The organism is Proteus sp. MB838, from assembly GCF_054767435.1.
On sequence record NZ_BAABMO010000027.1, the window covers coordinates 1 to 12,105 of the forward strand.

12 protein-coding genes are annotated in these 12,105 nt (G+C 33.9%); 11 read left to right on the forward strand and 1 reads right to left on the reverse strand.

Features of this window, described 5'->3' with window-relative positions:
* The first annotated feature begins 782 nt into the window (after positions 1–782).
* The 8 genes from ACYUCW_RS12320 (at position 783) to ACYUCW_RS12355 (ending at position 8,110) form a co-directional block, all read left to right on the forward strand.
* The gene (locus tag ACYUCW_RS12320; protein WP_004245713.1) at positions 783–1,346 is read left to right on the forward strand and encodes a fimbrial protein; all 564 of its coding nucleotides are present in this window, start codon (positions 783–785) and stop codon (positions 1,344–1,346) included.
* 93 nt (positions 1,347–1,439) lie between these two features.
* Positions 1,440–2,138, forward strand: a complete 699-nt coding sequence (locus ACYUCW_RS12325) for a fimbrial biogenesis chaperone (protein WP_004249271.1) — start codon at positions 1,440–1,442, stop codon at positions 2,136–2,138.
* A complete protein-coding gene (locus ACYUCW_RS12330; protein WP_004245711.1) occupies positions 2,116–2,691 on the forward strand; it encodes a fimbrial protein in 576 nt (191 codons plus the stop codon). The genes ACYUCW_RS12325 and ACYUCW_RS12330 overlap by 23 nt, the downstream gene beginning before the upstream one ends.
* 2 nt (positions 2,692–2,693) lie before the next feature.
* A complete protein-coding gene (locus ACYUCW_RS12335; protein ID WP_004245710.1) occupies positions 2,694–3,251 on the forward strand; it encodes a fimbrial protein in 558 nt (185 codons plus the stop codon).
* 7 nt (positions 3,252–3,258) lie between these two features.
* Positions 3,259–3,975, forward strand: coding sequence for a fimbrial biogenesis chaperone (locus tag ACYUCW_RS12340; RefSeq protein ID WP_049209836.1), 717 nt, complete (start codon positions 3,259–3,261; stop codon positions 3,973–3,975).
* Positions 3,976–4,095: 120 nt separating this feature from the next.
* Complete coding sequence (locus ACYUCW_RS12345; RefSeq protein WP_226693047.1) at positions 4,096–4,794, forward strand: fimbrial biogenesis chaperone; 699 nt, start codon at positions 4,096–4,098, stop codon at positions 4,792–4,794.
* 43 nt (positions 4,795–4,837) lie between these two features.
* Positions 4,838–7,381, forward strand: a complete 2,544-nt coding sequence (locus tag ACYUCW_RS12350) for a fimbria/pilus outer membrane usher protein (protein WP_049209835.1) — start codon at positions 4,838–4,840, stop codon at positions 7,379–7,381.
* Between the two features lie 96 nt (positions 7,382–7,477).
* Positions 7,478–8,110, forward strand: a complete 633-nt coding sequence (locus tag ACYUCW_RS12355) for a hypothetical protein (protein ID WP_004249277.1) — start codon at positions 7,478–7,480, stop codon at positions 8,108–8,110.
* 140 nt (positions 8,111–8,250) lie between these two features.
* Here ACYUCW_RS12355 and epmB read toward each other — a convergent pair whose 3' ends face one another.
* Positions 8,251–9,279 (reverse strand): EF-P beta-lysylation protein EpmB, encoded by a 1,029-nt coding sequence (epmB, locus tag ACYUCW_RS12360; protein WP_460408701.1) that lies wholly within the window; start codon positions 9,277–9,279, stop codon positions 8,251–8,253.
* A gap of 43 nt (positions 9,280–9,322) precedes the next feature.
* On the opposite strand from epmB, the gene efp reads away from it, so the two are divergent.
* From efp to ACYUCW_RS12375, 3 genes are all read left to right on the forward strand, one after another.
* Entirely contained in the window at positions 9,323–9,889 is a 567-nt protein-coding gene (gene efp / locus ACYUCW_RS12365; RefSeq protein ID WP_004245698.1) for an elongation factor P, read from the forward strand.
* Between the two features lie 881 nt (positions 9,890–10,770).
* Entirely contained in the window at positions 10,771–11,247 is a 477-nt protein-coding gene (locus ACYUCW_RS12370) for an RpiB/LacA/LacB family sugar-phosphate isomerase (RefSeq protein WP_004249279.1), read from the forward strand.
* Positions 11,248–11,484: 237 nt separating this feature from the next.
* Positions 11,485–12,105 (forward strand): 4Fe-4S dicluster domain-containing protein, encoded by a 621-nt coding sequence (locus tag ACYUCW_RS12375; RefSeq protein WP_004245695.1) that lies wholly within the window; start codon positions 11,485–11,487, stop codon positions 12,103–12,105.

Consider the following 12,105-nt stretch of genomic DNA (forward strand, 5'->3'; position numbering starts at 1 on the left):
GGTGTATAGATGCTGATTATTTTTTTATTGTAATTTTAATGGATAAAATTAAAAATATATCATAATTAGATTATCTATATAAGATATTTTATATAAGCGTCATAAAAGTAAATTAATAAATTATAAGAAATAACAAAATATGACTATTTAAATTAGAGTGGTTTGGTTTTTATTATTTATTTATAATCAATAAAAGATAATCTAATTAATATTTATCAGAAGGTTATTTTAATAAAAAAAACAAAATTAAAATCATAACCATTTGTTTTTAAAGGTTATTTTTTTATTTTATCGTATGTATATAATGTAAATTTATATATAAGTAAATGTAATTTTTTCTATTGTGGTTGCTTTACTTTCCCCAACTCAGAGAATATACTGATTTAAGAATTAATATTTCTCATTAAATTTTTAACTTGGCTTAAAATAATATTTTAATATGGTGAGATTTAATTATGTGATTTAAATAACTCCGCTGTTTTTTCAAAAAATATATTATGCTTACTTTATACAGTGAGTGAGTATATATATTTGATGTTTCTGTGATTTCAATGTTTATTTTTGTCATTTTTCTGATGAGCTAAAAATAAATACTGAGAAATGCAACATTATATGATGTTATTTTTGATGTAAAGTTAGTTTTATTAATGGGTTATAAACAATCGTTGTAAGGATCAATATCATTTATATAGTAAGGATCACATGTTGGCTTAGTACAATACGTTGGGTCTAAATTATTACGATATTGATAATTTTTAGATTATTTTATAAGAGAAGTTAATATGAAATTCAATAAATTAGGCGTAATGGTTGCTGGTGCACTTCTTATGGGTTCTTTATCAACTCAAGTTATGGCCGCTAAAAACGCAGACGTTACATTTTCTGCACGTTTAGTTGCAGCAACTTGTGATATCAGCGCAAGCCAAGATCGTGTTGATTTAGGTACTTATGCAACTACTGATATTCAAAATATTAACCAAGCTGTATCTGAAAAAGATTTCAACTTAGTGTTAAACAACTGTACTAAGATTGGTAAACCAGCTGAAGGTGAAGATCCTGCTGTAACTGTATCTAATATTGAATTATTAGCAAGCGGTAATGGCCTAGTTGGTAATGAGCAATTATTTGCTAGCGCTGGTGCAACTCAAGCTGGTATCAAGTTAACTGCAATGAACTCTGTAGTACTGAAACCAAATGAGTCAACAGAACTGCAAAACTTAAAAGCAGAAGGTGAAGGTAACCTGATTATTCCTATGAAAGCAGGTTTATTTGCTACAGAAACTGGTGACTCACTGAAAGCACAAGATATTAATGTTCCAGTAACCTTTAGTGTTGCTTATAACTAATATTAGTATGTTATGGGAAAGGAATTTATTCCTTTTCCATAATTTTGTTTTACTACCAATAGTAAAGTTGCAGTGCAATAAGGTGATAGGCAGATGGTAAACAAAATACGCTTTTTTCAATATATTTCGTTGTGTGTTTTAGGAGTATTATTTTTATCATTTCAGGTTCAAGCCGGTGTCGGTTTAAGCCAGACTCGTATTATTATTAATGGGGATACTAATACAGCCTCTATTAGCGCTAGAAATAATAATGCACAACCTTATTTAGTCTCTAACTTTATAACCGAAAAACTGGATACCTCATCACCACCTTTGAGTGGTATGTTTGTTATTACTCCAAACATTTTCAGGTTAGCTCCGGAAAGTGAAAATACAATAAAAATTCAAATAATACCAACAAATCTTCCTAAAGATAGAGAATCACTTTATTACTTCCACTCGCGAAATATTCCATCAACAAATAAAAATGAAGATGGGATAAAAATAGCGATGGAAAATATTATCAAGGTATTTTATCGCCCTATTAATTTAGCGATAAACCCAAAAGAAGCCGGTGATAAATTAGTTGTAAAAGCAACGCCTAATGGGATCAGTATTGAGAACCCTACGCCTTATTATATTAATCTTTTTAAGATTACCGTTAAAAATGAAACGATAAAATTAAATAAAATTAATAATATGATAGAACCATTTTCTTCTAAAAACTATGTGGTAAGTAATAAAACAGGTGCTGTTAATATTCATATTATCAACGATTTAGGCGGAGAAAGTGTCTACAATAAAAAACTTTAAAAGAACAGTATTGTTAGCGATGATGGTGTATGCAGTAAACTGTCAATCCGCAAATAATGGTACTCTCAACTTTTCTGCTAATGTAACACGTGGCACTTGTGAATTTAGCGATAGTAATGAGCTGAGTAAACATGTCTCATTTGAACAGTTTTTTACTATTGGTGATGCAGAAGACACACCAATAAAGGCGCCTATTAAAGGGAGTCTCGGCACTAAGCAATTTACTTATCTTATCGATTGTAAAGAGTATGAACCTGATAGTGAGAAAAAAATCACGATTAATGTAAAAACAGGCGCGAATACTGAATATTCAGATCAGGTTTTTTATGGAAAAGGCGATACGACCCAAACCGGTTTTTTAGTAAAAGGCTGTCTTGAAGGTGAAAATGCGAGTTGCCAAATTCTAGAAAACAATAAAAAGTTATCTTTTTCTTCTCACTCTAATTCAGCGATAAGTATTAACTACATCGTCGATTTTGTTAGACGTAACAATAATAAAATGACACCTGGTGATTCAACGGCGACTATTTTATTTGAATATATTCAGGATTAATTATGCAGACAAAAAAAGTGTCAATATTAATAGTTAGTCTTTGTTTATTATTGACGAGCTGGGCTTCAGTTGCAGCGCAATCAGTGAAATATAATTTTTCAGTCGTTTTTCTCGCTAAAACGTGTGAAATTGTTGTTCCAGATAATATTACTTTCACTAGTGGTGAAGGGGCTAGTTCTGTTAGTGCTAATGACATAAAAAATAATAAAATTAGTCAACAGATCCCTATCTCGTTAACTAATTGCTCAACAAGTTCTTTAAGTGGAACGAGCGTTTATATATCTCAAGGTGTTACTTTAACCGGAACTCGAGATTTTTTTAATAACAATGTTTCTGGGTCATTTGGTGTTCAACTTACAGACGACAGTGGTAGTAAAACATATAAAGTAAATAATAGCTCTGTTTTTAAACCTTCTGATGATTCTGTTGTGTGGGATAATATAACCTCAGAAAGCTCGACTAAATCATTAACAGCAAAGTTGCGTTGTCAAAAAGAGGGATGTACTCCAGAGGTTGGCCCTTTTACGGCAACAGTAGTGCTTAGCTTTTTTTCTGATTGATTAAAATATGAATATATTAAAAACGATTTCATTACTTTTTAGCTGTTTTATTTTTTCTGCATCATATAGTTATGCAGGGCTATCTTTGTCACAAAGTCGCATTATATTTTCTGAGGGAGATAAAAGTCAAAGTGTACAAATAAATAATGATACAGATAATCTTTATTTATCTCAAAATATGATAACGGCTGATTTAGATGGCAAAAAAGATGAGCATTTTATTGTATTGCCACCGTTAAAACGATTAGAGCCTCAGTCATCGGTTTCTATAAAAATTTTACCACGCTCTTTAGATACATTACCAAGTGATCGGGAATCACTCTTTTTTTTCACTGCATATTTGATACCTGAAACAAAAAGAGGGCAACAAAATAATAGTGGTGATTTATCACTAAAAATTAATATGGTAACAAAAATTATCATAAAAGGATTTTATCGACCAAATGAATTAGTCATAACATCACTAGATAGTCATGCTAAGAAGATAACCTTTAAAAAAGTAGGTAATAATGTGCAAGTCAATAACCCAACACCTTATTATTTTACGGTATCAAATTTAAAATTCGATGGCAAAAGTTATCAATCAGCAAATGCACCTATGGTTGCGCCATTTTCGTCACTCAATTTAGCTATAGATAAATCAATTAAACAGGTTAGTTGGCAATATATTGATGATTTTGGTGGATTATCAAATACATTTGAAAATAAAATAATTGTGGAGTGACTAAATGTTATCTTTTTTAAGAGGTAGAAAAAAAATATTATCCAGATAGTCATATTCTGCCTATTTTTTCTATCTTATTCAGTCACATCGAAAGCAGTTGAAAAAATAGAAAACGATACTGTGGATCTAACAGATTTCGGGAAAAATGGTTTTTCTTTTGTAGTAAAAAGATATATCTATCTGGAAAGTGATATAAAAGGTATCTCTATCTCTTTAAAAAATAATAACAATAGTGCTTATTTAATTAATAGCTCTATTTTATTTAATGATGATGATAAAAATGTACCTATAGTGAATAAAGATCGTGAAAGAACACCTTTTATGATTTTACCACCTTTGTATCGTTTAGAACCCTCTAGTGAATATAGCTGGAATATTCGTCGTATTAGTGAAGGTTCTAATGATATGGCGTTACCAAAAGACAGAGAAAGCTTATTTTGGATTGCATTTAGAGCAGTTCCTCTTAAGGATAGTAAAATTGAGGAAAAGAAATCTGTGTCACTAACGATAACACCTACTTTCTTCTTCAAATTAATTTATAGACCTGAGTCAATAATGGCATTGGAAAATAAAGATGTTATTGATGATGTTATTGTTGAAAAGGTAAATGAGAACATAGTTATAAATAATAAATCACCACTTTATATGACTTTTGAATATTTAAAAGTGGGCGAGGTTGAAATAAAAAATGATGGTAGAGCAATAACGGTAAAACCATTCTCTACAGTATCAGTTGAAGCACCTAAAAATGTTCAAGGAAAGCTGAGTTGGAGATTCAATGATGAAAATTTCTTTATAATAAAAGATAAAGAATATTAACTTAACAATAATTCTTATTTATGGGTGGTCTTTGGGGTGGTTTATGAAACCTATGTTGCATAAAATTCTTTGTATCAATCTTTGTGTTTTATCTGTGGCAATGCCGAAAATCGCATTGTCTGATAATTACTTTGATCCGAATCTTTTACTAAATAATAACGACAATATTGATTTAAGTAATTTCAGCAAAGAAGACTACATTGCACCAGGAGACTATAGTTTAAGCGTTTTTGTTAATACTGAGCCATTAGGTGAAAAGACAATTTTATTTAAAGCAAACAAAGAAGGTAAAGTTGTCCCAGTTGTTACAATCAAAGATTTGAAGCTATTTGGGGTTAATGTTTCAGCGATAAGTAAGCTAAGTGATCTACCCGAAGATACAGAAATTGATAATATAGAAGCGTATATTCCTAATTCAAGGCTAACCTTTAATATTAATAAATTAACATTAAATGCATCTTTTCCCCAAGTTAATATGGATAAGAGCTTTCAAGGTGAAATTCCCGCAGAATTATTAGATGATGGCGTGAGTGCTGTTATCCTTAATTATATGGCTAACTTTATTAAAAATAGAACGACAGGTGATTATTCAAGCCATAATAACAACTTTTTCTTGAATCTTAATGGTGGTGTAAATATAGGCCCTTGGCGTTTAAGAACAAATTATTCTTATAATAATTCGAGTGGTTCAGATCAGCGTTCTTCAAGTGATTCTGAATTTAGTAATACCTATGTAATGCGAAATATCGCTTATTTAAAATCAATGCTGAAAATTGGTGAAATTACCACTGGAGGGAATATTTTTTCAAGTATTCCGATAAAGGGGATTTCTTTAGCCACTAACCAACAAATGTTACCAAGTAGTATGCGTGGATATGCTCCTGTGGTAAGAGGTTTTGCCAACAGCAATGCAACCGTTACCATTCGTCAAAATGGTCAAATTATCTATAAATCTTTTGTTGCTCCTGGGAATTTTATTATTAATGATATTTCCGCCGGTGGTATTGGTGGGGACCTTGAAATAACCATTGAAGAAGAAGATGGCTCTAAGCGTGTATATACACAAGCCTATTCATCGCTGCCTATCATGTTGCGTGAAGGGCAATTTGAGTATGAGTTTAGTGCGGGGCAATATGATGGTGGTATCACGACAGATTCCAAAAAAAGTAAATTTGCTTTAGGAACGTTTAGTTATGGTATCAATAACTCAATTACTGCATACGGTGGTTTATTAATTGCCAATGGTTATACCTCTGGTGTTATCGGTTCTGGTGTTTCTCTTGGGTTATTAGGTGCCTTATCTGCGGACGTCACTCTCGCCAGAGCTAATTTGGATAAAACTTATCACGGTCAATCATATCGGGTTCGTTATTCTAAGAGTTTATTATCTACAGGGACTTCGTTTGATTTAACCGCATTACGTTATTCAACTAAAGATTACTATGACTTTAGTGATTACAATAACTCAGGTTATGAATTGCGAGAAGGTATTGCACCTTGGTTAAGCCAACGTCAGAAATCTAGTTTTCAAACCTCAATTTCACAATCATTAGGAAAATACGGTTCCATGTATCTTCGTGGTGAAACCAGCCGTTATTGGGGGAATAGCCGTGTTAATAATAGTGTCACATTAGGCTATAACACTGTTCTGAAAGGTATTGCATTTAATATAGATTATTCTATTTCTCGCCTAAAAAGTGATGACAATACATGGCCAGAAAATAGACAAATTAATTTTAATATGAATATGCCACTGAGTGTGTTCTCAAATGCAAGTGGCTTGCAAAATATGAATGCAAGCTATCTTCTGACACATAGCAATGATGGAAGAACTTCGCAACAAGCCGGTTTAAATGGCTCTGCATTTGATAATCAACTCTCTTATGGTATCTACCAAAATACAGATAACAAGGCAGATAGTTATAGTGGCAATATGAATATGAGTTATTCAGGAAGTAAAGGAACGCTTTCTGGGGGTTATAGCTATGGGAAAAATAGAAATAGCTTTAATGGTAGCCTTATTGGTGGTGTTGTTCTTCACTCAAAAGGAGTGACATTATCAAGGATGTTAGGTGACAGTATTGCCATAGTGAGCGCAGATAAAGCAAAGGGCGCAGAAATCAATGGAAATGTGAAAATAGATACATTTGGTAATGCCATTGTCCCTCAATTAAGTCCTTATGATACAAACAGTATTAGCGTAAATGTCAGCACATTACCTGATGATGTGACACTTAATGAAACGTCAATGAAAGTCTATCCAACCGAAGGGGCTATTTTAGCAAGACAATTTCAAACTAAAGTGGGTTATCAGGTTATTTTTGATATAAAAACAGCGCAAAATATAGCGATACCTTTTGGTGCAATGGCTTCTTTGACAGATGAAAAAGATAAACAGGTAAATACCGGTATTATCGATGCCTATCAATCTCTTTATATGAGTGGGTTACCCAATGATGGGAATGTCGTGGTGACTTGGAATAACAATACGGGCAAACATTCATGTCAATTTAGTTATTCAGAGCTTGAAAAGATTGAAGTATCACAACAAAACCCAATAAGAATGGTGACCGTTAATTGTCAATAATTTTTATAATTATTATTAAGTTAAACAAGGTGATAATCAGCAATGCTGTTATGTAAAGGCAAAGAGTAATGACGTTCCCGCAAATAAAAAAATGTATTGTTACTTTCTATTGGCACTATTAGTGGATATTCAGTTTACGCTATTGGTGCGTTAGAGCCGGGAAATTATAGTCTAGCCAGAGATCATTCTTTGAAAATTAATGTAGCTATTAGTTCTGGATTTTCAATTGGTGCTAGGCCTTATTTTTTAGATTCTAGTACAAAGATAACAGTCCATGCATTAAAAGCCTGCGATGTGACGCCACAAACAGCAACATCGATTAATTACCGTAGTCAAATAGCACAAAATTTTGCTACACCGACTAAACTTGATGAGAATATTGCCAGTATAAATGTTGATTGTCCCTATGCTGGGAATGTACATATCACATTAAGACCGTTTAATATCTTAGTCAAAGGCAGTAATACGGGAATGGAATTAACCGGCACTAAAGCGCAGGAAAGCGGTAATGCATTGCCTTATGTGGTGACTTCGCTAACTAGCCAACAACAAAATACTATTTGTGAACCTAATTCCAGTGATGCATTAAGTTATGTCGGTAGTAATAAATTAGTTAATGCTATGCCCAAAGTTTTTAATCAAACGTTATATTTTAATCTTTGTGCAAATGGTAATATTCCCGCAGATAGGTACTCGGGCAGTGTCGATGTAGCGATTTTAGTCGAGTAATATGCATTAACGTAATATTGGGCAAATAAGAACGCGATCATTCTTATTTGCTTTTTATGAGGTACTACTATTTTTACCGGATAGGCCTATTGTCTAGGCCAAATAACGGTATTCAATGTTATTTTATAAGTTCCTATCCACTATACTTGTCGTAAGCCTAAATCAAGCAAGGTTTTGCTTGGCTCTCCTCCAATTTCACGCGTGAGTTTAGGAACCATATAGCCAGAGACAAGACTCATTAATGATTTCATTATTTCGCGCGCTTCACTGTCTGGTACCATAAAATGAGCCGCTCCCTGTGCTTTATCTAGCACATGAAGGTAATAAGGCATGATGCCTGCGTCAAATAGTGCACGACTTAAATCAGCAAGGGTTTGGGCATTGTCGTTAACCCCTCGCAGTAATACCCCTTGGTTTAATAGCGTAACATGGGCATTTTTTAGTTTTAAGCAAGCTTCTCTTAACGCATCATCAATTTCATTTGCATGATTGATATGCAATACCATAATATTTTGTAAACGTGACTGCTGTAAGCGCTGACATAACCTATGAGTAATACGCGCAGGGATCACCACAGGTAAACGAGAGTGAATACGTAAACGTTTAATGTGGGGGATGGCTTCTAGCTGAGTAATTAACCAATCTAGCTCGTCATCTTTGGCCATCAGCGGATCGCCACCCGAAAAGATGATTTCATCGAGTTTTGGGTTATTTTTGATATACTCTATTGCCTTTTGCCAGTTAGCTTTGTTTCCCTTGTTATCTTCGTAAGGAAAATGGCGTCGGAAACAGTAACGGCAATTGACAGCGCAACCACCTTTGACCAAAAGCAATGCACGATTCTGATATTTATGTAATAAACCCGGCACCGCATTTTGTTGCTCATCTAATGGATCCGTAGAGAATCCCGGCGTTAGGGTAAATTCAGCATGTGCAGTTAATACTTGTAAAAGTAATGGATCGTTAGGATCGCCTTTTTTCATGCGCGCAACGAATTCACGGGGAACCCGTAAAGGAAAAAGTCGTCTCGCCTGAGCACCCCGTTGTAGTTCAGCGTGATGTTCCAGCGCTAAAAGTTGGAGTAATTCAACAGGATCACTGATTGCCTGCGCGAGTTGTGTTAACCAGACTTCTCTGGTGGTGTGATTATGAGTTACAATGTGTGCCATTTTTGGCTATGCCATTTTAAATTAAAAAAGTTAGAGGATATTCATGGCTTCTTATAATACCAACGATTTTCGTTCAGGTCTTAAAATCATGTTAGATGGCGAGCCAGCCGTCATTACTGAATGTGAATTTGTGAAACCAGGTAAAGGTCAGGCATTTGCTCGTGTGCGTCTGCGTAAACTGATTTCTAACAAATTACTGGAAAAAACCTTCAAATCTACTGATTCTGCTGAGGGTGCAGATGTCATGGATATCAACTTAACTTACCTGTACAACGATGGTGAGTTCTGGCATTTCATGAACAACGAAACCTTTGAACAATTAGCTGCAGACGAAAAAGCGGTTGGCGAAAATGCTAAATGGTTGATTGACCAAGCAGAGTGTATCGTTACACTGTGGGATAATCGTCCTATTGCTGTTGTTCCACCAAACTTTGTTGAGTTAGAAATCGTTGATACCGATCCGGGTCTGAAAGGGGATACTGCGGGTACAGGCGGTAAACCAGCAACATTAAGCACTGGCGCTGTGGTTAAAGTACCTCTGTTCGTACAAATCGGTGAAGTGATTAAAGTGGATACGCGTTCTGGTGAATATGTATCACGCGTAAAATAATCATCGCGATTATTTTCCCGAACGTTTATACCAATATAAAATACCACATATGCTCTCTTGATTGTGGTATTTTTATTTTATACGCAAAAAATTTGATAAATATAACAAATTATCTTTAAAAAAATTGATTAATTTACTTTAATACGGTGTTTTATAAAATCGTTATATAGATAAGTGATATAATATAAAATCAATATATTATTTCATTCTTTATTTATGCCAAAACAGCATGAGCAATGCCAGATTGGAATTGGTAAAAAATAGCCATTTTTTTACAATGTAGTTGTTGATTATTTTGGTAAAGATAATCCACAGCAATATTTATTTAATTTATTTTGACCTTTCCTTTTAGAGATATTGAAGAATATAGATAAAAACTGTAATCCTGTAATATTATTGATATTTATTTTTATTTTTTTGTACTAGGGAAACTATTTCCAATATAATACTATATCTAAAATATCTCTTTTATTTTTTCTTTTCTTATGTTTCGTTCTTATTTATCTGATAATTAGCACTTTTTATACTAGATTGATGCTTTTTGGTCTTTTTTCTATACGTAAATTCTCTTAAGTGTAAATTCATAATCAGATTAGTATATTATTTTAAAAAAATTTTTTTCTATCCTATAAACACAATTTTATTGTCATTAATTTTTTTTGATTTTCATCAAAAATAAAACCTTATGATTATGATGGTTATTTAAAATTCTCTAAATTGATTACAGAGAAATTTAAAATTTTTGAATATAAATAAAATATTTATCGTCTATACTTTAATAAGTAACAACTCATTGAGTGAGATATTTTTATTTGGTTTTAATGGTTATCAATCAGATATCTTTTCTTTGACCATGACTCTCAATTTATTTAGGAGGCGATATGGAACAGAAAATAATTGTTATGGGGGCAGATCCTTCAGGTTATGAGCTTAAAAATGCCGTCAAATCTCATCTACAAGCAAAAAATTACACAATAAAAGATATTACCGAATCAGGGCCTATTGGTTATTGTGATGTTGGTGATAAAGTTGGCGCTATTATTTCAGAACATCCTGAATATATTGGTTTTGTTTTTTGTGGCACAGGGATGGGAGTAAGTATTAGTGCTAATAAACATAAAAATGTTTATTGCGGGGTTTGTGAGAGTGTTACCACTGCGCGTTTTTGTAAAGTGATTAATAATTGCAATATGCTAGCCATGGGGGGTTTACTGATTACTCCCTTTAAAGCCAATATGATGGTAGATGCTTATTTATCTGCAACCTTTACACAAGGGTTTTCTGAAGCGACCCCAGATGATTTACAATGTGGCTTACAGACCATGAAAGAGGTTGAAAAGCGCATTTATACCGACTAATCCCTTTTTTGTAAGCCTGCTTTTGCAGGCTTTTTCAATCATATCACTCTTTCCCACCACTTAAGTGTCAACGTCATAATTGTCGACACGTCATCAAGTAAATTAATTTTTATTTATAACGCATTGATTTTTAACAAAAATAAAATATTACTGCTCTTGGCATGAAATATGCTTCATCTAGAGAAAAATTAACGACAGTCGTGAGCTGTTAAACGTTTTTCTCGGAGGATGTGGCGAATGAATCGCTTTGTTATTGCAGAGCCACAACGATGCATAGGGTGTAATACCTGTATGGCAGCTTGTTCGGAAGTACACCAAGCTGTGGGATTACAGGCGCATCCGCGTCTTACAGTGGTAAAAGTGGAGGATCAGACCGCCCCGATGCTTTGTCGGCATTGTGAGGATGCTCCTTGTGCTAGTGTGTGCCCAGTCAATGCCATTACTCATGAAGATAATATGATCTTTCTTAATGAGAGCTTGTGTATTGGCTGTAAGTTATGCGGTTTGGTATGTCCTTTTGGTGCGATTACACCATCAGGCAGTAAACCCGTTAACTTACCGGCTGTGTTTGACCATTTTGTGCCTGAAGAGATGCTGGCAGATGTGCCCGCAAGTCTTCCTACTACCAATCCATTCCTTGCATGGAATGCGGGTATTCGCGCAATAGCAGTGAAATGTGACTTGTGTGCTTTCTCAGATGAGGGGCCTGCTTGCGTAAAAGTCTGTCCGACAGATGCCTTACATCTAGTTGAAGAAGATAGCCTTGAAGAGCAGATGAAAGCGCGTCGTTTAGACTCTGTGATGGAACCTATGACAAGTCTTGATGATCTATCTACGTTGACACAGGAGCGCAAGTAA